Source organism: Paraburkholderia sp., assembly GCF_035948235.1.
Classification (GTDB): domain Bacteria; phylum Pseudomonadota; class Gammaproteobacteria; order Burkholderiales; family Burkholderiaceae; genus Paraburkholderia.
The window spans coordinates 1-20,995 of sequence record NZ_DASZJJ010000200.1; the positions used below are offsets into that span (position 1 = coordinate 1).

Below are 20,995 nucleotides of genomic sequence, written 5' to 3' on the forward strand. Positions count from 1 at the left end.
CGGCAGAATCGGCCGCAGGAACGGCAGCGCATAGTATTGATGCAGGTCGTCGATACCGCGCTCGGTCGGCGTCTCGCCCTGGCGATTCAGCAGATGGCCGAGGTCGTGCAGAAAGGCCGCCGCCACCAGTTCCTCGCTCGCACCCTCTTCTTCCGCCAATGCGCCGCTTTGCAATGCGTGTTCGAGCTGCGTCACCGGCTCGCCGCTATAAGCCTGTCCGCCGTGCTGCTCGAACAGGCCGCGAATATCTTCCAGACTCAGTGCCATGCTTTTCTACTCCCTTTCGTCGAACCCGACGGCGCTGGCTCAATGCGTGTCGCCGTCGTCCTGCTAAAGCTGCCCGTCCTGCACACGCATCTGAACGATCGCCTCGTCGGCGTCGCGCGACGCCAGCGCATTCAATACCGCCCGATGTCGCGCGTAGGACGTCTGCCGTTGCGCATCATCCAGTTGCACGCGCAACGATAGCCGCGCTTCGCTGACCGCACGCCGCCAGGCATCGTGCAGCTTGCTGTTGCCCGCCGCCGCAACCAGCGCGTCGCGAAACGCCTCGCGCGCCCACACGAATTCACTCTCGTCGTCGATTACATCGCGCATGGCGTCGAGCCGCTCGCGCAAAGCCGCGACCTGTGCCGCATCGATGCAGCCCGCCAGCATCCGGCACGCCGCTTCTTCTAGCACCGCGCACAACGCCGTCAGCTCCAGCACTTCGCCACCCGACACGCTGCGCACAAATACACCGCGATGCTTTTCATTGCGCACGAGTCCGGTCTGCTCGAGCGCGCGCAGCGCTTCGCGCACCGGCCCGCGCGACACCTGCAGCCGCGCGGCCCATTCGGCTTCGACGAGTTTCGCGCCCGGCGACAACTGACCGCGCGTGATGCAGCGCTCGATTTCCGCGCGCACGAGGTCGGTCAGCGAATGCTGGCGCACCATCGAAATCGGCGTCGGCAGCGCGGCGGCATTCACGCCATCGTCGCTACGCGCCGCGCCCTCATCACGTCGATACAAAGACGCATCGAACCGCATGGCGTCCATCGTGTCAGTCCGCCCGCTTGCGCGGCGCACGCGCGGCGATCAGCAACAGCGCTACCAGCGAGACGATCAACAGAATCAGCGAGAGCGCCGACGCCGGCAGATAGTAGCCGCGCTCGACCGCACCCACCACGACGATCGGCACCGTCGCGAAGCCCGGCGGATACACCGTCAGCGTCGCGCCCAGTTCGCCGAGCGAGAGTGCGAAGCCCAGCGCGAGACTCGCGCGGATCGCCGGCACCAGTTGCGGCAGTACCACACGGCGCAGCACCATCGCGGGCGGCGCACCGAGGCTTGCCGCGGCTTCGCGCAGGATCGTCAGCTCGGGACGCAGCGCCGCCGACGCGCAGCGGTAACAGAACGGCAACACCAGCGCGAGCTGCACGAACACGACGATCGCCGCCGAGCTCGACAGATCCACAGGCGCCTTGTGATAAGCGATCAGCACCGCGAGGCCGAGCACCACGCTGGGCACGCCATTGGGCACCATCGCGAGCGTATCGACGACTACGCCGAGTCCCTTGCGGTCGCGCCCTTCAAGCGCCAGCGCCAGCCACAGCCCGAGCGCCGTACCGAGCACCGCCACGCCAAAGCCAATTTCCAGGCTCGTCACAAGCGCATCGAAGTCGCTCGAACCGAGACGCTCGAACCAGCGCATGCTGAAGCCATCGGGCAGGATCGTGCCCGACCAGTGCGAGGCCACACTCGACAGCGCGACCACAATCACCGGCAGCACGAACAGCCAGAAGCACAGCAACGCAGCCAGTGCGAGCAGCACGCCACTCACGACACGCGCCATCACACCGCGCTCGACCGGCCGCGCGCGCAGATGCTTCGGCGGCAATGCGACGGGGTCCGAGGCCGCGGCCACGGGATTCATCGAAGAATTACTTGCCGAATTACTTGCCATTGCGCGCGCCTCCATGACTGCGGCGATTCACGCGCCGATACAGCGCATACAGGGAAAGCGACATCGCGAGCATCACCACCGCGCCCGCGGCAGCGGTCGGCAGATCGAGATCGACGGTCGCCGAGCTATAGATCGCCACTGGCAACGTGATCAGATGCGCGCTACCGAGCACGAGCAGAATGCCGAACTCGTTGAACGTCAGCAGGAAACAGAGAATCGTGCCCGCGGCGATGCCCGGCCACGCGAGCGGCAGGATCACGCGCGCGGCGACCATGCGATTGTTCGCGCCCAGGCTGCGCGCCGCTTCGATCAGACGCATATCGAGCAGCGCAAACGCGGCAAGCGTCGGACGCACCACGAAAGGCGCGTAGAACACAACTTCCGCCAGCACCACGCCGCCGATACCGAACAGGAAATCGAGCGGCGGCGATTGCAGATGGAAGAGCCGTTGCAGCCCGATGCTCACCGAACCCTGCGAGCCGTACAGAAAGATCAGCGTGAACGCGACGAGGAACGACGGGAACGCCACGAACAATTCCAGAAACCGCGTGACGAGCTGGGCGCCCGGAAACGGCTTGAAGAACAGGATCGCCGCAATCGCCACGCCGAGCAGCGAGGCCACGCCCGCGCTCAGGAAAAGAATCCACAGCGTCGTGCCGATCACGCCGCGCGAATCGGGATTGCCGAAGAACGTTGCGTACGCACCGAAACTCAGGCCATGCGCCCCGCTCAGACTCAACAGCACCAGCCGCACGAGCGGATAGACCACCAGCGGCCCGAGCACGAACACGAGCAGAAAGGCGATGTGCCATTGCGCGCGGCGCTCGCGGCGGCGCACGGCGGCGGCGTGGGCATCGGCGCCCGGCAGCGGGAAATCAGGGGTTGATAAGGACGACATCGTCAGCCTCGTAACGCAGGGAGACACGCATGCCTTTTTCCGGCGTCATGCCGTGGCCGCGCTGCATGGTGACGAGCACCGGTTCATTCGGCATCGCGTCGAGCAACACCGGCACCGACAGCACCGAGCCATACCACTCGACCGACTCGATCGTGCCGTGCAATGCGCCTTCGCCGAGCGGCGCGATGCGCAGGCTTTCGGGGCGCAGGCAGGCGAGCTTGTCGCGCACGTCATGGCGCGGATCGCCGACCGGAAACGCCACACCCGGCGGCAGCAGGTTCGCCGCGCCCAGATAACGCGCGACGTAGGCGTCGTTGGGCGTGTCGTAGAGTTCCTGCGGCGTGCCGAGCTGCGCGATATGGCCATCGCGCATCAGCAGCGTGCGGTCGGACAGCACCAGCGCGTCATCCTGATCGTGCGTCACGCAGACGATGGTCAGATTCGGCAGGCGCTCGTGCAGCGCCTTGAGTTCGGAGCGCACCGAAGCGCGCAGATTGGCGTCGAGCGCCGACAGCGGTTCGTCGAGCAGCAGCACATCCGGCTCGATTACGAGCGCGCGCGCGAGCGCCACGCGCTGCTGCATGCCGCCGGAAAGCTGCGCCGGCATCACGTGGCCCTGATCGCCAAGCTGCACGAGCTTGAGCGCGTCGGCCACGCGCCGCGCGATGTCGCGCGACGGCACGCGGCGCGCCTTGAGGCCGAACGCGACGTTCTCGAACACCGAAAGATGCGGGAACAGCGCATAGCTCTGGAACAGCAGGCCCAGATTGCGCTGATGCGGCGGCACATGCGTCAGATCGCGACCGGCGACGGTCAGCGAACCCGCAAGGCCATCGGCTTCGATGAACCCGGCGATAAATCGCAGCAAGGTGGTCTTGCCGCAACCGCTGCGGCCCAGCACGGTCAGCAACTCGCCGCGCCGGATCGTGAGCGACAGGTCGTTGAGCACCGTGCGCGCGCCGAAGCGCACGCTCAGGTGGTCGATCTGCACGCCCGCCGCGCCATGTGCATCATGGGCGCCGGTTGCGTCGGTGAGGCCGGACGCGTCCGGCAGGGCGCGGGCCATGTCGGCCGACGCAAGGCTTGCGGTATTCACCGGGTTCATCTCCTGCATTTGATACGGGGTAGTGCTGGACAGTCCTGCTACGGACGTTGCTGCGTGACTTACTGCGGCTTGACGACTTCGAGCTGCTTGCCCGACGAGCCGATCACGTCGTTCTTCCAGCGCGTCGTCCAGTCAGCCTTCTTCGCCATCACCTGGTTCCAGTCCACCGGAATCAGCTTCACGCCTTCGATCGCCTGCTTGACCGCCGCGCCGTTCTTGCCCGTGAGCGCCACGTCCGTGCGGCCCGGGATGCCGAAGATGTCCGGCACCTTCGACTGCACATCCGTCGACATCAGGTAATCGATCAGCTTCTTGCCTTCGGCCTGGTTCGGGCCGCCCTTGATCAGGCCGATTGCGTACGGCAGCTGGAAGGTGGTCGGATGACCGCCGGCGTCGGCGGCGAGGAAGATCGGCTTGAGCGAGAGGCCGCCGTTGGCAGCGTCGTCGAGATCCATCTGCAGGTCGCCGTTGGCCACCGAGATTTCGTTACGCGAGAGCAGCACGTCGAGGTAACCCGTGCCCTTGGTGTGGAACTTGGCGCTTTGCTCGAGCTTCTTGAGGTAGTCGAACGCCTTGTCTTCGCCCATCAACGAGGTCGTGAGGATGATCACGGCCATGCCGTCGCCAGCCGTGGCCGGGTTCGAGTAGGCGACCTTGCCCGAATAGTCCGGATGCAGCAGGTCTGCAAACGTCTTCGGCTGGTTCTTCACGACTTCCGGGTTGATCGCGAACGAGAAGTAATTGTTCACGAACGTGGCCCACGAACCGTCCGTCGCCTTGGCGATGGCCGGCACGTTCTTGTAGTTCACGCTCTGGTACGGCTGCAGCAGGCCGCTTTGCTGAGCCTGCTGGATGAACGGCGGCAGCGTGATGAGCACGTCCGCCTTCGGCGCATCCTTTTCGACATTGGCGCGATTCACGACTTCGCCACTGCCAGCCGTCACGATATTGACCTTCACGCCTTCCTTCTTCTCGAAGGCCGGCAGAACGTCGCGGTAGAGATTTTCGAGGCCGTCAGCCGTGTACAGCACGACGGCGTTGGCGGCATGGGCGCTCATCGCGGCGCATTGCAGCAGCGTGGCGGCGATCATCATCGGCAGCGCTTTGCGTGCGAAACCCGCGCGATGGGAATTCCGGTGGTTCATGTCACTCTCCGAAGGCAAAAACCATGTGCTCGGGGCTACCCGATGCGTGTCTGGTGAATCGTCGAAAGTCAGCGGACTGCGCCGCCTGTCCTTTTGCCCGTCCGTGGCGGATGGGGGAAAACCGCACGAATTGCAGATTGTCTGCAATCCGCCGTTGCCACCCTAAAACCGCACGGCCATCTGGTGCGCGCGGGATCTGCCGTATTGCGTGGCAGCCCCGTCTGCACGGGCCCGGCAAGAATCACAGATTTCCGTGACATCGACGTGACGATTGTGGCGTTTGTCAAAAAATTCCACAATTTGCCAAAAATACGCAAATCGTCGGACACGACAAAGTCGCGCGTGCGGAAGTGGCCGCGCGCGCGTCAGATCAGGGGATCAGGGCTAAAAGGGAAATCCGCGAGGCGAGGGCCGCCGCGCGGCGAATGCAGGCGAATGTGGAATCAGGCGACGACGAGTTCCGGCCCGCGCGACTCAATGGCGCGCGCGACGCCCTTTTCGGGCGCGAGTTCGGTGATGACGTAGCGCGCGCGCTCGAAGCCGTTGATGCGTACGGGCGTCATGCGGCCGAACTTCGAATGGTCCGCCACCACGATCGCGCAGGCGGCCGCGGTCAGCATGCGGCTGCGCACCTCGGCGACCATGCGCGAATAGTCGGTCAGCCAGCCATCGGCGGTGATGCCGCCGGCGCCGACGAAGGCGTAATCGGCGTGATATTGCGAGAGCTGTTGCACGGTATCGAGGCCGAAGGTCGCTTCCTCGTGATCGGACAGCTCGCCGCCCAGCAGCGTCACGCGATTTTCATTGCGGCGACCGAGCAGCAAGGCGATGCGCCAGTCGTTCGTATAGACGGTGAGGCGGTGCCGGTCGGTCAGCGCGCGCGCGAGTGCGTGGGTCGTGCTGCCCGAATCGATGATGACGGACGCGCCATCAGGCACGAACTCTGCTGCGCGTTCGCCGATCGCGCGTTTGGCGCTGGCGTTGGCGGTATCGCGCACGTCGAGATCCGGCTCGCGGCGATCGCTCGACAATGCGCCACCGTGCGTCGTGACCAGCAGGCCGCGCCCCGCCAGCGTATTGAGATCGCGGCGGATCGTCTCGCGCGAGACTCGCAGCTCGCGCACGAGGTCCGCCACCGAGAGCGCGCCGGTCCGGTTCACTTGCGAAAGGATGTATTGGTGACGTTGTTCTGCGAGCATCTGGGGAGCGCATGGCGCGCGTGGAATCGGAAAGGCCGCCGTATTGTATTACGCGCACTCCGGCGCCGTATCACAGGGCCGGCACACAGGGCCGGCATGCATGGCGCATCCCGCCGACATCCGGACTGCACGCGACCCCGTACAAGCCTGCCCTGCCATCGCGCGATCATCCCTGCTAATCTCGTGCTGGCCGTCCGGACGATAGACGCCCGAGCGTTTCAGCATCACTGCAACCGCCACCGCAACCGCCGAATCCATGCGTTCCAGACTTCGCCAACTGCGTCTTTTGTTCTGCGCGCTGCGCTACGGCATCCGGCTGATCTGGCTGGCCGCCCCCGAGCACCACAAGCTGCACTGGATCGTCTCACTCGCCGCGCGCATGCGCGAAAACGAGCGCCTCGCCCCCCATCTGTCGAGCGCATTGCCGCGTCTCGCGCCGCTCGCAAGCGCCTTCGCGCAATCCGTCACCACGCATCCCGAACTGGCGGCCTCGACGCTGCACGACGCCATCGACGCGATCGAGCATTTCGAAGAGCCGCTCACGCCCGAGCAATTGAACGCCGCGTTGCACAGCGCCTTCGGCAAACCACCGCAAACGCTGTTTTCGTGGATCGACCCCACGCCCTGTCAGAACGGCTGGTGCGAGCAGACGCACATCGCACGCCTGCAGTTGCCGGTCAACGGCCACCAGATGGTGACCGTGCGCGTACTGCGCGCGCAGCAGGCCCAGGAAGTCGATGACGAAGCCGCGCTGTTGTGCACGGTCGCGCGCTGGCTGGAGCGTTTTTCGGGCGGCGCGCGCAAGCTACATCTGCGCACGCTCGCCCAGACGTTGCGCGACGATCTGCAACGCCGTTTCGATCTGCGCGCGCAGGCGGCCAACCTGAGCCAGAGCGGCCACCATCTCGCCGACGACGAGCGCGTGCTGGTGCCCGACGTGATCTGGGACTTCTGCACGCCGCACACGATCACGGTCGAGCATGTCGATACGCTGCGCGCAACCGATGTCGCCGGGCTGGCGATGCATCACATCAACGTGACGCGCGTGGCCGCGCATCTGATCGAGGTGGTTACGGAACAGGCCTTCGAGCACGGCTTCTTTCATGCGACGTTCGACGCGCGCCGTGTCGCCGTGAGCATCGAGCCGAAAACGCGCGGCCGGCTCATATTCGCGAGTGCGGCGCTGATGACCTCGCTTTCCTCGCCGGAGCGCGAATTCTTCGTGCACGGCGCGACGGCGCTGTTCGAGCAGGACTACGGGCGGCTGGCAACACTGCATCACGAGGCCGGGCATGTGCCCACCCACGCGCGCCCCGAACAGATCGAAGCGGAATTGCGCACCCGCAGCGAAGCCCATTTCGCCGATGCAGCCGGCGAGCGCCGCGCAGGCGACCTGTTCCACCATCTGCTGCATGCGGTCCAGCCGTTCGGCGGCGCGGTGTCGCCGCGGCTGGCTGCCGCGCAACGCACGTTCGGTCAGGCGGAGGCACTCGCGCGCGCGATTCATCCCGATGTCGACGCCTGGGGAATCGCGAAAACCACACTCGGCGACATTGCGAAACGCGACCTTGGCCATCACGGCTGGATCAAGCGGCTCTCGCAGGAATTGCCGCATCTCGCGCAGATTGCGCCGCGCGTGCCGCAGCTCATTTATCGCTTCATGCACCATCAGTCGGGCGCAGCGCATGGGCAGCCCGGCGCGGCGGCGCATGCGCAGGCCGCGCTGCTCGAAGCGCTGCGACGCGAGCATCGACGCACTCGCGCGCTCCTGATCGCCTGCGCGTTGAGCGGGACCTTGATCGGTGTGGCGGCGACGCTGTTTGCTTTGCCGGCTTGAGCCGCCTATCCCGCAGATAGCCGGGCGGCCGCGCCCGCTCGCCCAGTTCGCGCACGCCGGGCGCGTCTGGCTGTTAGTTGCGATTGGAGCGATTGCCGTGAGTTGCGAGTGCAGTCCTGAACAAGACCGCACCCTGTCAGGCGAGCGATACTGCGGCCCTTTCGATCCGCTGCCTGCCCTCACCCGTCACGCAATCCATGCTCGCCGCACTCACGCCCGCCCTCTTCGTCCTGTTGTGGTCGACCGGTTTTGTCGTCGCCCGCGCCATCGCGCCCTACGCCGATCCCAATCTGTTCCTGCTCGCACGCTTTGGCGGCACCGCGCTGCTGTTCACCTGTGTGGCGCTGGCGATGCGCGCGCCCTGGCCGCGCGGTCGCGAAATCGGCAAGCATCTTTTCGCGGGCGCGCTGCTGCAAGGGGTGTATCTGGGCGCGGGTTACTGGGCCGTGGCGCAAGGTCTGAGCGCTGGCGTGATGGCGTTGCTCGGCGCGCTGCAACCGCTGCTGACGGCGGTGCTCGCCGCGCCGATGTTTGGCGAGCGCATTTCACAGCGGCGCTGGCAGGGCATGGCGCTCGGCCTTGCGGGCGTCGTGCTCGTGCTGACGCCCAAACTGCACGCGACGGCGGGCGCCTCGTTCGCGAGTGGCGCGCACGCCAGTCCGCTGCTCGTGGTGATGGTCTCGGTGCTTTCGATCGGCGCGATTACGGCGGGCACGCTCTATCAGAAGACCTCGCTTGCGCAGGCCGATATCCGCAGCGCGAGCGCCGTGCAAAACGCGGGCGCGGCTATCGTCGCGGCGCTGCTTGCGCTCGCGCTGGGCGAACATCGCTGGATCGCCTCGACGACGCTGTGGATTTCGCTCGGCTGGGGAATCGCGATGCTCTCGGGCGCGGGCGTGACGCTGCTGGTCTGGATGGTGCGCCACGGCGATGCGGCGCGCGCCACGGCGCTCCTGTTCCTCGCGCCGCCGCTCGCCGCGCTGGAAAGCTGGCTGCTGTTTCGCGAAACGCTCACGACGCTGCAGATCGCGGGCTTTGGCGTGGCGCTCGTGGGCGTGCTGATCGCGCGGCGCGGTTAACACCGCGCCACGGGATCAATCGGCGGTATCGCCGCCCTTGGGCACCTTCGCGCGCGCCTGGCTGCCCGGCGCGGGCGCCCAGGCGGGCCGCGTCTTACGCGCCGAGTCGATCACGACGACAAAGCGCCCCGCCCACGGCGTGATCTCGCGGTTCGAGTGCAGCACCCAGAGCGATTTGCCCGAATCGACCAGCGCCTGGTATTCGGCGTCGATGATGCCGTTGTGATCGATGAACGCGTTGAGCGACGCCGGAATGCGCACGCAACCCTTGGAGTGGCGGATGCCGAGCAGCGGCTCCAGCCGGTCGGGATCGGTCGCGTGCATCTGGAAGCGCATCGGCGAATAACCGCCCTTGCCCCAACCGCGCTCGCCGTCGACCCAGCCGAAATCATAGATGCGCATGTCGCGCTTGCCGTAGCCGCGAATATTGTTCTCGTTCATCGTGCCTTCCGCGCGGAAATCCATGTTCGACGGCGTGTGCTCGAACACGCCGAGCGGCGTGAGAAAGTGATCGAATTCGCCAGGCCGCCCCGTCGCGACCGGCGACGCGCCGATCATCTGCCATGTCTGGCCGGGCGTAGCGCGGAAATAGATGAAGAGCGCCTGCACGTTCGCGCTGCGATCCACGAGGATGACGTATTCGCCCGCCAGCGCGCCAAGATCCTTGGCGTCGAGCGCGGTTTGCAGGCGCTGCGCGTAGGCGCGTTGATCGGCGATCGGCACGCGCAGGCGACGCGTCACGTTGCGCGCGAAGGTATCGCGCATCGCCAGCGCGCGGTGGGTTTCGTCGGCGGCCTGTTCGGGCGTGAGTTTGGGATGCTCTGGCAGCGTGAGCGGCGCAGGGCCGGAGGCGGCAATCGGTGCGGAAGCCGCAGTAGTTGAGGCTGCGGAAGCAGCGGACGCCGCCGAAGCCGCCGACGTCGTTTTCGCCGCCGATGCAGTTGACGCCGCAACCGCAGCAGATACCGGCGCCGGTGCCGAAGAAGGCCTGGATGCGGCAGCCGAAGCGCCTTGCACCACCGCTGCGGAGCTTGCACGCCCGCCCGACGCCGCGGTGTTGTCCGCCGCCGCCGCGCAGGCGCACCAACTCCAGACGCACAGCGCTGCAAAACCGGCCAGCCCGTGCGCGAGCCACCTCCGCTGCAACGGCCGCCGCGCCCCGTGATAATGAGTCCTGGCGTCAGTTTTCACGGCATCGCTCTGGACGCCGCCGTTCACGCACGCCTGAGCGCCGCGCGAAGAATAATCGTTCATCGTGAATCCGGCTGTTTACGCGTTTTGTTTGATATCGGACGCTCTGCAAGTCGCGCGCCCAGATCATCCGACATTAGACCAGACAACCTGTGCACGCCGCCGTGTGACGGACCAGGCACCCTCGATCGAAAAACCTCATGAGCGCAGAAATCGCATCGGAACGAGCAATCCAGCAGCGCCGCCAGCGCGAAATTGCAGCGGAGCTGGGCGTCGTGGCGTCGTTTTATCCACCGGACGAAATCGATCGGCGCATCGCGTTTCTCGCCGACAGCCTGCGCACGAGCGGCCTGCACGCACTCGTGCTCGGCATCAGCGGCGGGGTCGATTCGACGACCGCAGGGCGCCTCGCGCAACTGGCCGTCGAAGCGCTGCGCGAGCAAGGCCACGAGGCGCGCTTCATCGCAATGCGCCTGCCTTACGGCACCCAGCGCGACGAGGAAGACGCCGTTGCGGCGCTGGGCTTCATCCAGCCCGACGAGATCCTGAGCGTCGATATCGCCCCGGCCGCCGACGCGATGCTCGCTTCGCTCGCGGCAGGCGGGCAGAGGTTCGAAGACGCCGCCCGGCAGGACTTCGTGCTCGGCAACATCAAGGCGCGCGAGCGGATGATTGCGCAATATGCCGTGGCGGGCGCGCGGGGCGGCCTCGTGATCGGCACGGACCACGCGGCGGAATCGCTGATGGGGTTCTTTACGAAGTTCGGCGATGGCGGAGCGGATGTGCTGCCATTGGCGGGTCTGACGAAGCGACGCGTGCGAGCGCTTGCGCGTCATCTCGGCGTGCCGCAGCGGCTGGTGGAAAAAACGCCGACCGCGGATCTGGAAACACTGCGCCCGCTAAGGCCCGATGAAGACGCCTACGGTGTCAGCTACGAGGAAATCGACGATTTTCTGGACGGCAAACCGGTGAGTGCCCACGCCTTCGAAACGATCCTGCGTTGTTTCGATACGACCCGGCATAAACGGGCGCTGCCCTACACGCCGGATGCACCGATGCTGCACGCGCCCGGGAAAGTTTAGGCGGGACGGCGCTCTTCCTGCTCTTCGTTATCGAAGGGCGGCGCGCTGACGCGCAGCGCGACGCCGGCAAGACGTCGGCTCTGCAATTCGCGCGCGACGGCTTCGCCCACATAAGGCACTTCCGAATCGAGTTCGAGATCCGCGTGCGCGTTGGACGTGCCCGCGTCGTACACCTTGACTCCCTTGGCGTAGTGTCCGAGTTCGCGCTTGAAAAAATCATGCACTTCCTGCTCGCTGCAGGTTTCGGGGACATTCCAGACAGTCAGGTGCATATCGGTCTACCGGTAGTGGCGCGGGCGATCTGAGCGCACGCGCACGGGTTGCAGGCTTGCACGCGAGCGCGCTTGCATCAAGCGAAACTGGCCGAGCAAAGCCACGGAAAGCAGGACGAATATTGAGAGACCGGACGCTAGCATTTCGCTCACCCCTTCTTGTTGATATACGTCAGAGTAGACCGATTTTGCTGCGCGCGCACTGCGTCATTTTGTCGATATCCGGCGCGTTACCCACGCGCCTTCAGCCTCAGCGCAACGCGCATGCCTGCGCGGTTGCGTGAAGCCATACGACGATGGTGGAGTGGAGAAAAAAGGGAACGCTTCAGGGACCTTCGTCGCGGCTCGCCGAGGTGGTGTCGCCGAAATCCGTGCCGCATTGCATGCGCGTGAGCTGGTCATATTGACGCGACCAGTTGCCCACGATCGTCGCCTGCGCCTGCGCGAGCGAAATGCGGCCAGCACACACGCAGCGCTTGAGTCGCACGGTGAGGAGCGACTTGCGGCGCTCGCCGGCATGGCCACCCCACGGTAGCAGATCGAAATTCGCCGCCGCGTCAGGCGAGCCGCCGAGCACGATCGGCACATGACGGTCGAGCGCGTAGGTCACGCCGTCTTCGGCATCGATACCGCGCGCCGACAGCAAGCGGTCCTTCTGCGCCATCGCCGCGTCGAACGACGGCGCCACCGTATCGGCGTAACCCGGCCGGCAGATCGTTTCCGCCAGCGACTCCTGGGTCACGCGCGCATCCAGCAGCCGCGGGTCCTGTGCCCACGCGGGCATGCTGCGCACCGCCCCGCCGACGGCCAGCGCCAGCAGCACACCGTGCAGCGCGACACCCAGCGCGTACGGCGCCCGACGACTTGTCGCGCTTTTTGCCATGCGACGCACGGCCAGACAACTTTCTGCCAATTCTGCGTTCATGGTAAGTGCACCGTACGCTGCCGTACGATGCTGAATGGATGGTCAATGCTGGCTAATTAAAACACATTCGAATTTTGCCGTGGTGAAACTGCACCAGGGCCTTTGTGTTACGCCGCGTTGACGCGAGCCACACCTGCCCGGTTTCATACGACGCCCGCCGCAATGCCTGCACACGGTACTCACCAGCACCGTGCATCTAAACATCTGCACCAGCACGGTAATTTTATTTAGTCATCCATATCAACTGATTCCCGACCGTGCTTCCTTAACACGATTGTCATGCTCGCCATGGCTGGTCAAACGCCAAAAGCATTTCAGTCGATGGAGACATGAAGCTCGACGCGGGAGGCGAAACGCGCGAGGCCCACCGGTTTCGTCGATGAAATCAGACCTTCATGGGTTTGCGCAAGATCGGCCATTCGGCCAATGGCGGCGGCAAAACCGTAGGTGCATAATGGGCCGCCCGCTCAAGCTCCGCGCGGAGCCTGGCGTGTCCATTCAAAGAAACGAGGAATTCCCATGTCCATCACCATGTATCAAGCCTCGGTGCCCGCGCTCGTGCGCGGTCTGGCCAACCTGCAGACCATCATCGGCAAGGCGCAGGCGCACGCGGCAGAGAAGCAGATCGACCCCGCGGTGTTCACCGGCGCACGGCTTTTCCCCGACATGCTGCCGCTCGCGCGCCAGATTCATATCGCCACGGATACGGCCAAGGGTTGCGCCGCGCGCCTCGCGGGCGTGGACGCGCCGAAGTTCGAAGACGTGGAAGTGAGCTTCGACGATCTGCACACGCGCATCCAGAAGACGATCGACTATCTGAAGACGTTCAAGCCCGAGCAGATCGACGGCACGGAAGACAAGAGCATCACGCTGAAGATGCGCTCGGGTCCGATCGACTTCACGGGCCAGAGCTACCTGCTGGCGTTTGTGCTGCCCAACTTCTATTTTCACGTGACGACGGCTTACGACATCCTGCGCCATAACGGCGTGGAACTGGGCAAGCTCGACTATCTGGGCGGCCGCTAAAACCCGGTCGCAAACGCTCTAGCGCGGAAATCGCCGCCGCGCAGGAATGAGGCGGACCCAAAGGCCGTGCGGCCGGGTCCGCCGTGTGAATGACGACGCTCAATCGAGCGAGAGGCGCACCGCGAAGCCGATCAACGCGGAAGAAAACGCCCACTTCTGCACCGTCTGCGCCAGCGGGTGACGGCGCAGCCACAGGGCAATGCGCGCCGCGCCCAGCACATAGACGACGTCGAACAACGCACAGACGATCACGAGCACGATGCCCAGCTCGATCACCTGCAGCCAGACTGAGCCCAGTTCGGGACGAATGAACTGCGGCAGCAGCACCGAGCAGAACAGCAGCGCCTTGGGGTTGAGCAGATTGGTCAGCAGCCCCTTGACGAAGTCCGCGCGCAGCGGGCGTTGCGCGGTCTCGCCCGACGCTTGCGGTAGCGCAAAAACCGGCGCGCGAAAAATCTGCACGGCGACATACGTGAGGTAAAGCGCGCCCACGTAGCGCACGACCTGGTAAAGCCAGGGTGCGTTGTGCAGCAGCGCCGCGAGTCCGCACGCAGACAGCGTCACATGGGTAGCACGCGCCAGCCCAAGGCCGCAGGCCGCCGCGAAACCGCGCCGCGCGCCACGGCTCATGCTGGTTTGCATGACCATCGCCATGTCCGCCCCAGGCAGTGCGCAAACGACGATCAGGGCGACAATGAACATCAACATCAGGTGGGCGGAAATCATGATGGCCTCGGCTGGAAGAGGCTCTATGTTGCCGCTAACGCCGGAGCGATTTCTGGCGTATTTTTAATACCAGCCGTCTGTTGAGAGTGGAATGCTCTAAAATATGAGCATCCGCACTGGAAAAGCACTCAACGCAATATGAGCGACCTCGACAAACTCGATCGCGCCATTCTCGGCGCCCTGCAGGCCGATGGCCGCATGCCCAACGCGCGGCTCGCTGAGACGGTGGGTTTGAGCGAAACGCCCTGCGCACGCCGTCTGAAGCGGCTGGAGCAGGATGGCTATATCGAGCGCTATCGCGCGATGCTGTCGCGCCGCGCGCTGGGCTATGGCGTGGTCGCGTATGTCTCGGTGCGCTTCGCGGTGCACGACCGCGCGCTTGCCGACCGCTTCGAGCGCGAAGTCTGTGCGATCGAGCGGATTCTTTCGTGCCACAACGTTGCCGGCACGGCGGACTATATTCTGATGATCGTCGCGCGCGACCTGGACGATTACGGCACCTTCATGCGTGACGAATTGCGCAGTCTGCCGGGCGTCACGTCGGTGGAATCGGCGCTGTCGCTGCGCGAAGTGAAATCCGAGGGCGGATTGCCGCTGCCCTGAGCAAGACCCTGCCCCTTTTTCAATTTTCAAACTTCAAACCGGAGCTTTCAATGACCCCAGAACAGGCACGAGCCGAAGAAGCGGCCGCCATGGACCGCGTACTGACCGCAACCCAGCGCGTCAAGTCGGCGTTCACGTCCTTGCAGACGCAATTCCCGCCGGAAGGCGAAGGCCGTCCGTCGCAGTTCGCGCTGCAAACCTTCGACGCCGCATTGCAGGAACTCGAAGACGCCCAGGCAGCCTTTGACAATCTGCTCAACGATCTGCTCGACGGCAACCGCTGAGTCTGAACGCCAGGCACGTCGCCAGCATGACCGATTCGGCAAGCTGTCCAACCTGGTGCTAGTATGTCCAGCCTGTTGGATACACGATCGACCGTCATGTCCACCGCCTACGAAGTGCCCGCGCTCAAGCGTATCCACGACATCCTCGATCTGCTCGCGCAAGCGCAGGCACCGGTGCGGGCCTCCGCCATTGCCGAGCAAACCGGCCTGTCGCGCAGCACGCTGTATCTGATGCTCGATTCGCTGGAGCGCCGGCGCTGGATCGAAAAGCGCGCTGACGGCTATATCGTCGGCGTGACGCTGTTCGAACTGGGCAGCGCCTACGTGCGCCACGATCGGTTGCACGAAGCCTTCCGGCATGAAGCGGCAAGCTTCATCGCCGCACACAACGAAGTCGTACAGCTTGCCGTTCTGGATGGGGCGGAAGTGGTCTATATCGCGCGCGAAGATCCCGCGCGCCCGGTACGCCTTATCTCCGACCTCGGTTCGCGTTTGCCCGCGCATTGCTGCGCGTTGGGCAAGGCGCTGCTCGCCAGTCTTTCGGACGACGAAGTATTAAAGATGCTGCCGAAGCAGCTTGCTGCCGTCACGAGCCAGACCATCACACGCCGTCAGGATCTGCTGCAGGCGCTAGCCGCAGTCCGCCGTTCGGGTCTCGCACACGAGCGCGAGGAAGTCACGGCGGGCCTGACGTGTTTCGCGGTATTCGTCGGCGTGACCGCGCTTGGCAAGCGCGTGGCGGTCAGCACGAGTCTGCCGCTCGATCGCATCGACGCACGCCGCGAAAAGCGTCTCGCTATCGCCGTTGTGGAGATGGCGCAGCGCATCGGCAAGACGCTCTGAACCACGCACGCCGCAGCGCTAGTGCGAGTGACGCGGTTCGCCGCGTGTCTCGATCACGCGCAGATAGAGCGTAGCCGGCTCAAGACATCCGCCCGTCGAGAGCTGGCCCACCGTTTTCCGATAAAGCTCCTGCCACGGCGTCTGCGAAGGAGGCGTAGAAAACTCAACGTGCGCGCGGCGGCGTTCGAGTTCCGCCGAATCGATCAGTACTTCGACGCGTCGTGCATTCAGATCGACCTTGATGCGATCGTCCGTGCGCAACAGCGCGAGTCCGCCGCCCACGGCGGCTTCCGGCGACATATTGAGAATCGACGGACTCGCCGACGTCCCGCTCTGCCGTCCATCGCCCATGCAAGGCAGCGAAGTAACGCCGCGCTTGACCATCCCGGCCGGCGGCGCCATGTTCACGACTTCGGCGCTGCCCGGATAACCCACCGTGCCGCAACCACGAATCACCAGCATGCAGCGCTCGTCGATCTTGAGCGCAGGATCGTTGATGCGCGCGCGGTAATCCTCGGGACCGTCGAACACGATGGCGCGCGCCTCGAACACATTCTCCGCGCCAGGCTCGCTCAAATACGTCTTGCGAAACGCCTCGCCCACCACCGACATCTTCATGATGGCACTGTCGAAGAAATTACCCGATAGCACGATAAAGCCGGCGCCGTGCATAAGCGGTGCGTCGCAGGTGCGGATCACCTCGCGGTCTGCCACAGGCGCCGCATCAGCGATCTCGCCAATCGTACGGCCAGAGACCGTCGCGCAGTCGCGCCGCACGAGGCCCGCGCGATCGAGTTCGCGCAGCACGGCCGGCACGCCGCCCGCACGGTGAAAGCTCTCGCCCAGATATTCGCCCGCGGGCATGGTGTTCGCGAGCAAGGGCACCTGCTCGCCAAAGCGCTGCCAGTCCTCCAGCGTCAGCTCCACGCCCATATGACGCGCGATGGCGATCAAATGCGGCGGGCAATTGGTCGACGCGCCCAGCGCCGACGCCACCACAATTGCATTTTCAAACGCCGCGCGCGTCATGATGCGCGATGGGCGCACGTCGTCGCGCACCAGATCGACCGCGCGTTTGCCCGTGACATAGGCCATCTGCCCGCGCTCGCGATACGCCGCCGGGATGCTAGCGCAACCGGGCAGCGACATGCCCAGCGCCTCCGCGAGGCAGTTCATCGACAACGCAGTGCCCATGGTGTTGCAGTGCCCGATCGACGGCGACGACGCCGTGGTGAGCGCCATAAAGCCCTCGTAGTCGATCTCGCCCGCCGCCAGCAGATTGCGCGCGTGCCAGATGACCGTGCCCGAGCCCACGCGTTTGCCCTCGTACCAGCCGTCGAGCATCGGTCCGCCCGAGAGCACGATGGCCGGCAGATCGACGGTGGCCGCCGCCATCAGACAGGCGGGCGTGGTCTTGTCGCAGCCGGTGGTCAGCACCACGCCGTCGAGCGGAAAGCCGTGCAGGATTTCCACGAGCCCCAGATAGGCGAGATTGCGGTCGAGCGCGGCGGTCGGGCGGCGACTCTGCTCCGCGAGCGGATGCACGGGAAACTCCATCGGGATGCCGCCCGCGTCGCGTATGCCCGCCTTCACGCGCTCGGCGAGCGCGATGTGATGGCGGTTGCAGGGCGCCAGATCGCTGCCCGTCTGGGCAATACCGATGACCGGCCGCCCGGACTGCAATTCCTCGCGCGTGAGGCCGTAATTCATGAAGCGCTCGACGTAGATCGCGGTCATGTCGGCGTGCGAGGGATCGTCGAACCATTGCTGGCTGCGCAGACGGCGGGCGGGCTTGTGTGCCATGTTGCGTGTCTCCTGGGCGACCGGCTTATGTTACCGATAACAGCCCCAAGGTAGCACGATGCGCAAGCTGGGTACAGCCAGGACGATCACGGCATCGGAAAGGAAAACGAAAAGAAAAGCGCTTGTTTCAGGCGCTTTCGCGCTCGACCACGCCGTAGTGGATGCGCGTTTTAACTGTGCGGCGCGCGTGCGGCGTGCTCGCGCTTTCTTCGTCGGCCAGCGCCGCTAGCAGCGCGTCGCCCGCGCGACGCCCGATTCCGTAAGCATCGACTGAAACCGTCGTAATGGTCGGATGGCAGCACGCAGCGATCTCGAAGTTGCCGAAACCGGCCACGGCGATCTTGCCGGGCACGGCAATCCCACGCCGCTGACACTCCATAATCGCGCCAAACGCGGACATATCGCTCACGCACATCACGGCCTCGGTGTCGGGCCAGCGTTCGAGTAGTTCGGTCATGGCCGGTGCGCCGTGACTCATGGTGATCGGCGAATCGCCCAGACGCACGACGCGCGGCTCGCCCAGCCCGAGCGCCTTCATTTCCATCTGATAGCCCTTGAGGCGGTCGAGGCCACGCCAGTCCAGCTCGCTCGCCCCGCCGATAAAACCGATGCGCTTGTGCCCCTTGCCCGCCAGATAGCGCACCATTTCGCGCGCGGCGTTCACGTTCGAAAAACCCACGGCCATATCGATGGGATGCGCGGGCTGGTCCCACATCTCGACCACCGGCACACCGGAACGCGCGAGCAGCGTGCGCGTGGCCTCGGTGTGCTGCGAGCCGGTCAGCGCGATGCAGCGCGGCTGATGGCGCAGCATCTGGCGCACGAGGCGCTCCTCGCGTTCGAGCGAATAGTCGGTATCGCCGATCAGCAGTTCGAGTCCCTGCGGCTCCAGCACGGCGGTCAGGCCGCTCACGGTATCCGAGAAGTTCGAACTCGACATCGACGGCACCAGCACGGCGACGAACGACGAACGCCCCGACGACAGCGCGCCCGCCGCCGCATCCGCCACATAGCCCAGTTCGTCGATCGCGCGCTGCACGCGTGCACGCGTGGCTTCCGAGGCGCTGCGGCCCGCCAGCACGCGCGAAACCGTCATCTTCGACACGCCTGCGAGGCTGGCGACGTCGGACATGCGCGGCGGCGTGGATTTCGGTGCGGGAGTTCTGGTCATCGGGAAAAAACGGGCGAATTGTGAACAGCGCATATGATAGCGGCAGCGGCGCGGACGCCTGAAACTGCGCCATCGGGAAACCGGCACAGCCAGAGCGCGGCGGCACGCACTGGAGCACAATGCACGCTGCTCCGTTGCAGTGACACGCCCCTCTTCACAACACATTCAGGAGACACGTCATGCCCTCCACGCCACGCAGCGTCGCGGAAAAACGCGCCGCATTCCGCGCCCTGCATGCTTCGGGCTGCTTCGTATTGCCGAATCCGTGGGACGCGGGCAGCGCGCGTTACCTCGAAAGCGCGGGCTTCAAGGCGCTCGCCACGACCAGTTCGGGTTTCGCGTGGTCGCATGGCCAGGCGGATAACCACGTCTCGCGCGATGCCGTGCTCGCCCATCTTCGCGAGATCGTGGCGGCCACCGACCTGCCGGTAAATGCAGATTTCGAAAGCGGCTTTGGCGACGATGCGGCCGGCGTCGCGCAGAGCGTGGGACTGGCCGTCGATACCGGCATCGCGGGGCTTTCGATCGAAGATTCGACCGGCAATGACGACTCGCCGCTCCTGCCGCTGCACGTTGCCGTCGAACGGATGAAGGCGGCGCGCAGCGCCATCGACGCACGCGGCGGCGACACCCTGCTGATCGGCCGCGCGGAGAATTTCGTGGCTGGCGTGCCCGATCTCGACGATGCCATCGCGCGTCTGAAGGCCTACGCAGAAGCGGGCGCGGACTGCCTCTACGCACCGGGCCTGAACACACGCGAGCAGATTGCGGCGGTTGTCGCGGCGGTCGCGCCGAAGCCGGTGAACGTGCTGGTGGGATCGGTGTCGCCCTTCACGGTGCAGGCACTCGCGGAACTGGGCGTGCGGCGCGTGAGCGTGGGCGGCGCGCTGGCTCGTGCAGCATGGGGCGGCTTCATCCGCGCAGTGGAAACGCTGAGCGAAGGTCGCTTCGATGGCTTCCTCGATGCAGCGCCCGGCAACCAGCTTAACGATTTATTCAGGAAACCTGTTTAAATCGGCGCTCGTGAACGCTCACGGAGTTCAAGGAATCGTGAAGCGCTTCACGAGCGTCAACTCGCCCGCCTTGCGCATTGGTGCGCGGATCGTCTCGCTCTTTTCGTTCGGCGTGCCTTCGTCGGTGATGATGGTGACTTGCGCCACCGTCATGTCACTGCCGCTGTTGCCGCTGCCGTAGTAATTCACGTAGACGAGATATGTGCCGTGCAGGGGCGCGGCGCTCGAATAGATCTCCGGACCGTAACCGGTGGTCACATCCACGTCGAGCGCGCCGCCGTTCGGCGCGACGCGATCCGCGTAAAACGTGTGCACGCCGTCGGGCGACACGACGTGCAGGTCGAGATCGGTGCCATCGGTGTCCCAGGCCAGCACAATGCGCAGGCGCGCATGGGTCTTGTTCGCGTAGGCCTCGTAGAACTGGACGCGCTTGCGCGTGCCGTCCGCCGAGCGCAGCTCCACGCCGTTGCTGCCCGCACCGAATGCGAAAGGCCGCGAAAACGTGCCATCCTCTTCAATACGCTGCGGCATGGGCGTGCCGTTGACAATCAGCGTGCCCACCGATGTGCCCGCCTTCGCCTTGGGCGCCGACTTGATGTGCCCCGCGATCAGCGCGTTCACGCTCTGGCCTTCGGGCGTGCTCACCGCGACGGCCGGATAGTGCACGTCCTGCGTATAGCGTGCCTCGTCGCCCGCCGAATTGCGCCAACCGTTCAGCGGCGCGTTGAAGTCGATGGTGTCGGCGTGCGCCGCGCCTGCGCAAATGGCCAGCGCAACAACGGCCAGAGCGCGGCGTGCGGGGCGATGTGTAAGCCGGATCGTTTTCATGTTCGTTCGCCTGTTCTTGA

General features: G+C 65.2%; 22 protein-coding genes. 8 read left to right on the forward strand and 14 right to left on the reverse strand.

What is annotated here, in order from left to right:
- The 7 genes from VG320_RS17025 to VG320_RS17055 all read right to left on the reverse strand — a co-directional run.
- Positions 1 to 267, reverse strand: a 267-nt coding sequence (locus tag VG320_RS17025; RefSeq protein WP_327201258.1) for an HD domain-containing protein, incomplete at its 3' end; no start/stop codon positions are given.
- Positions 268 to 330: 63 nt separating this feature from the next.
- The gene (locus tag VG320_RS17030; protein ID WP_327201274.1) at positions 331 to 936 is read right to left on the reverse strand and encodes a GntR family transcriptional regulator; all 606 of its coding nucleotides are present in this window, start codon (positions 934 to 936) and stop codon (positions 331 to 333) included.
- Positions 937 to 1,042: 106 nt separating this feature from the next.
- Positions 1,043 to 1,834 carry a 2-aminoethylphosphonate ABC transport system, membrane component PhnV gene (gene phnV, locus VG320_RS17035; RefSeq protein WP_414696063.1) on the reverse strand — a complete coding sequence of 264 codons (792 nt, stop codon included), beginning with the start codon at positions 1,832 to 1,834 and terminating at the stop codon, positions 1,043 to 1,045.
- Between the two features lie 100 nt (positions 1,835 to 1,934).
- Positions 1,935 to 2,843, reverse strand: a complete 909-nt coding sequence (locus tag VG320_RS17040; protein WP_103707833.1) for a 2-aminoethylphosphonate ABC transporter permease subunit — start codon at positions 2,841 to 2,843, stop codon at positions 1,935 to 1,937.
- Positions 2,821 to 3,948 (reverse strand): 2-aminoethylphosphonate ABC transport system ATP-binding subunit PhnT, encoded by a 1,128-nt coding sequence (gene phnT / locus VG320_RS17045; protein WP_327201259.1) that lies wholly within the window; start codon positions 3,946 to 3,948, stop codon positions 2,821 to 2,823. Before phnT ends, VG320_RS17040 begins: the two co-directional genes overlap by 23 nt.
- Before the next feature lie 59 nt (positions 3,949 to 4,007).
- Positions 4,008 to 5,093 carry a 2-aminoethylphosphonate ABC transporter substrate-binding protein gene (gene phnS / locus VG320_RS17050; protein WP_327201260.1) on the reverse strand — a complete coding sequence of 362 codons (1,086 nt, stop codon included), beginning with the start codon at positions 5,091 to 5,093 and terminating at the stop codon, positions 4,008 to 4,010.
- 443 nt (positions 5,094 to 5,536) lie between these two features.
- Positions 5,537 to 6,292, reverse strand: a complete 756-nt coding sequence (locus VG320_RS17055; RefSeq protein WP_327201261.1) for a DeoR/GlpR family DNA-binding transcription regulator — start codon at positions 6,290 to 6,292, stop codon at positions 5,537 to 5,539.
- Between the two features lie 256 nt (positions 6,293 to 6,548).
- On the opposite strand from VG320_RS17055, the gene VG320_RS17060 reads away from it, so the two are divergent.
- Both VG320_RS17060 and VG320_RS17065 read left to right on the forward strand, forming a co-directional pair.
- The gene (locus VG320_RS17060) at positions 6,549 to 8,129 is read left to right on the forward strand and encodes an ABC1 kinase family protein (RefSeq protein ID WP_327201262.1); all 1,581 of its coding nucleotides are present in this window, start codon (positions 6,549 to 6,551) and stop codon (positions 8,127 to 8,129) included.
- Between the two features lie 197 nt (positions 8,130 to 8,326).
- Complete coding sequence (locus VG320_RS17065) at positions 8,327 to 9,208, forward strand: DMT family transporter (protein WP_327201263.1); 882 nt, start codon at positions 8,327 to 8,329, stop codon at positions 9,206 to 9,208.
- Positions 9,209 to 9,223: 15 nt separating this feature from the next.
- On the opposite strand, the gene VG320_RS17070 is transcribed toward VG320_RS17065, so the two are convergent.
- Positions 9,224 to 10,462 carry a L,D-transpeptidase gene (locus tag VG320_RS17070; RefSeq protein ID WP_327201264.1) on the reverse strand — a complete coding sequence of 413 codons (1,239 nt, stop codon included), beginning with the start codon at positions 10,460 to 10,462 and terminating at the stop codon, positions 9,224 to 9,226.
- A gap of 137 nt (positions 10,463 to 10,599) precedes the next feature.
- Between VG320_RS17070 and nadE the strand changes: the two genes are divergently transcribed.
- Positions 10,600 to 11,481: an ammonia-dependent NAD(+) synthetase gene (gene nadE, locus VG320_RS17075; protein WP_327201265.1), complete on the forward strand. Its 882-nt coding sequence runs from the start codon at positions 10,600 to 10,602 to the stop codon at positions 11,479 to 11,481.
- Here nadE and VG320_RS17080 read toward each other — a convergent pair.
- Together VG320_RS17080 and VG320_RS17085 are read right to left on the reverse strand one after the other, a co-directional pair.
- Positions 11,478 to 11,753 (reverse strand): RNA-binding protein, encoded by a 276-nt coding sequence (locus VG320_RS17080; RefSeq protein ID WP_327201266.1) that lies wholly within the window; start codon positions 11,751 to 11,753, stop codon positions 11,478 to 11,480. The genes nadE and VG320_RS17080 overlap by 4 nt on opposite strands.
- Before the next feature lie 325 nt (positions 11,754 to 12,078).
- Positions 12,079 to 12,678, reverse strand: a complete 600-nt coding sequence (locus VG320_RS17085) for a hypothetical protein (protein WP_414696062.1) — start codon at positions 12,676 to 12,678, stop codon at positions 12,079 to 12,081.
- 519 nt (positions 12,679 to 13,197) lie between these two features.
- Between VG320_RS17085 and VG320_RS17090 the strand changes: the two genes are divergently transcribed.
- Positions 13,198 to 13,704, forward strand: coding sequence for a DUF1993 domain-containing protein (locus VG320_RS17090; RefSeq protein WP_327201267.1), 507 nt, complete (start codon positions 13,198 to 13,200; stop codon positions 13,702 to 13,704).
- A 99-nt stretch (positions 13,705 to 13,803) separates the two neighbouring features.
- On the opposite strand, the gene VG320_RS17095 is transcribed toward VG320_RS17090, so the two are convergent.
- Positions 13,804 to 14,430, reverse strand: a complete 627-nt coding sequence (locus VG320_RS17095) for a LysE family translocator (RefSeq protein ID WP_327201268.1) — start codon at positions 14,428 to 14,430, stop codon at positions 13,804 to 13,806.
- Positions 14,431 to 14,568: 138 nt separating this feature from the next.
- Here VG320_RS17095 and VG320_RS17100 point away from each other — a divergent pair, with 138 nt between their 5' ends.
- The 3 genes from VG320_RS17100 to VG320_RS17110 all read left to right on the forward strand — a co-directional run bounded on the left by VG320_RS17100 (position 14,569) and on the right by VG320_RS17110 (position 16,160).
- Positions 14,569 to 15,033 carry an Lrp/AsnC family transcriptional regulator gene (locus VG320_RS17100; protein WP_103707823.1) on the forward strand — a complete coding sequence of 155 codons (465 nt, stop codon included), beginning with the start codon at positions 14,569 to 14,571 and terminating at the stop codon, positions 15,031 to 15,033.
- Positions 15,034 to 15,083: 50 nt separating this feature from the next.
- Positions 15,084 to 15,317 carry a hypothetical protein gene (locus tag VG320_RS17105; protein WP_327201269.1) on the forward strand — a complete coding sequence of 78 codons (234 nt, stop codon included), beginning with the start codon at positions 15,084 to 15,086 and terminating at the stop codon, positions 15,315 to 15,317.
- A 96-nt stretch (positions 15,318 to 15,413) separates the two neighbouring features.
- On the forward strand, positions 15,414 to 16,160 hold the full coding sequence (locus tag VG320_RS17110; RefSeq protein WP_327201270.1) for an IclR family transcriptional regulator: 747 nt from the start codon (positions 15,414 to 15,416) through the stop codon (positions 16,158 to 16,160).
- 18 nt (positions 16,161 to 16,178) lie between these two features.
- Here the strand turns inward: VG320_RS17110 and VG320_RS17115 are convergent, their stop codons facing one another.
- Together VG320_RS17115 and VG320_RS17120 are read right to left on the reverse strand one after the other, a co-directional pair.
- Entirely contained in the window at positions 16,179 to 17,963 is a 1,785-nt protein-coding gene (locus VG320_RS17115) for an IlvD/Edd family dehydratase (RefSeq protein ID WP_327201271.1), read from the reverse strand.
- A gap of 127 nt (positions 17,964 to 18,090) precedes the next feature.
- Positions 18,091 to 19,095: a LacI family DNA-binding transcriptional regulator gene (locus VG320_RS17120; protein ID WP_327201272.1), complete on the reverse strand. Its 1,005-nt coding sequence runs from the start codon at positions 19,093 to 19,095 to the stop codon at positions 18,091 to 18,093.
- A gap of 218 nt (positions 19,096 to 19,313) precedes the next feature.
- Here VG320_RS17120 and VG320_RS17125 point away from each other — a divergent pair, with 218 nt between their 5' ends.
- Positions 19,314 to 20,147: an isocitrate lyase/phosphoenolpyruvate mutase family protein gene (locus VG320_RS17125; RefSeq protein WP_327201273.1), complete on the forward strand. Its 834-nt coding sequence runs from the start codon at positions 19,314 to 19,316 to the stop codon at positions 20,145 to 20,147.
- 27 nt (positions 20,148 to 20,174) lie between these two features.
- Here VG320_RS17125 and VG320_RS17130 read toward each other — a convergent pair whose 3' ends face one another.
- Positions 20,175 to 20,975, reverse strand: coding sequence for a YfaP family protein (locus VG320_RS17130; RefSeq protein ID WP_327201277.1), 801 nt, complete (start codon positions 20,973 to 20,975; stop codon positions 20,175 to 20,177).
- Positions 20,976 to 20,995: the final 20 nt, after the last annotated feature.

Bases quoted from the DNA above. Each gene is read 5' to 3' on its own strand.
- VG320_RS17060 (WP_327201262.1), top strand. From the start codon at position 6,549: ATGCGTTCCAGACTTCGCCAACTGCGTCTTTTGTTCTGCGCGCTGCGC.
- VG320_RS17085 (WP_414696062.1), bottom strand. From the start codon at position 12,678: ATGAACGCAGAATTGGCAGAAAGTTGTCTGGCCGTGCGTCGCATGGCA.
- VG320_RS17070 (WP_327201264.1), bottom strand. From the start codon at position 10,462: ATGAACGATTATTCTTCGCGCGGCGCTCAGGCGTGCGTGAACGGCGGC.
- VG320_RS17095 (WP_327201268.1), bottom strand. From the start codon at position 14,430: ATGATTTCCGCCCACCTGATGTTGATGTTCATTGTCGCCCTGATCGTC.
- VG320_RS17030 (WP_327201274.1), bottom strand. From the start codon at position 936: ATGGTGCGCCAGCATTCGCTGACCGACCTCGTGCGCGCGGAAATCGAG.
- VG320_RS17110 (WP_327201270.1), top strand. From the start codon at position 15,414: ATGTCCACCGCCTACGAAGTGCCCGCGCTCAAGCGTATCCACGACATC.
- VG320_RS17040 (WP_103707833.1), bottom strand. From the start codon at position 2,843: ATGTCGTCCTTATCAACCCCTGATTTCCCGCTGCCGGGCGCCGATGCC.
- VG320_RS17120 (WP_327201272.1), bottom strand. From the start codon at position 19,095: ATGTCCGACGTCGCCAGCCTCGCAGGCGTGTCGAAGATGACGGTTTCG.
- phnT (WP_327201259.1), bottom strand. From the start codon at position 3,948: ATGAACCCGGTGAATACCGCAAGCCTTGCGTCGGCCGACATGGCCCGC.
- phnS (WP_327201260.1), bottom strand. From the start codon at position 5,093: ATGAACCACCGGAATTCCCATCGCGCGGGTTTCGCACGCAAAGCGCTG.
- VG320_RS17090 (WP_327201267.1), top strand. From the start codon at position 13,198: ATGTCCATCACCATGTATCAAGCCTCGGTGCCCGCGCTCGTGCGCGGT.
- VG320_RS17080 (WP_327201266.1), bottom strand. From the start codon at position 11,753: ATGCACCTGACTGTCTGGAATGTCCCCGAAACCTGCAGCGAGCAGGAA.
- VG320_RS17065 (WP_327201263.1), top strand. From the start codon at position 8,327: ATGCTCGCCGCACTCACGCCCGCCCTCTTCGTCCTGTTGTGGTCGACC.
- VG320_RS17115 (WP_327201271.1), bottom strand. From the start codon at position 17,963: ATGGCACACAAGCCCGCCCGCCGTCTGCGCAGCCAGCAATGGTTCGAC.
- VG320_RS17100 (WP_103707823.1), top strand. From the start codon at position 14,569: ATGAGCGACCTCGACAAACTCGATCGCGCCATTCTCGGCGCCCTGCAG.
- VG320_RS17055 (WP_327201261.1), bottom strand. From the start codon at position 6,292: ATGCTCGCAGAACAACGTCACCAATACATCCTTTCGCAAGTGAACCGG.
- VG320_RS17125 (WP_327201273.1), top strand. From the start codon at position 19,314: ATGCCCTCCACGCCACGCAGCGTCGCGGAAAAACGCGCCGCATTCCGC.
- phnV (WP_414696063.1), bottom strand. From the start codon at position 1,834: ATGGCGCGTGTCGTGAGTGGCGTGCTGCTCGCACTGGCTGCGTTGCTG.
- nadE (WP_327201265.1), top strand. From the start codon at position 10,600: ATGAGCGCAGAAATCGCATCGGAACGAGCAATCCAGCAGCGCCGCCAG.
- VG320_RS17105 (WP_327201269.1), top strand. From the start codon at position 15,084: ATGACCCCAGAACAGGCACGAGCCGAAGAAGCGGCCGCCATGGACCGC.
- VG320_RS17130 (WP_327201277.1), bottom strand. From the start codon at position 20,975: ATGAAAACGATCCGGCTTACACATCGCCCCGCACGCCGCGCTCTGGCC.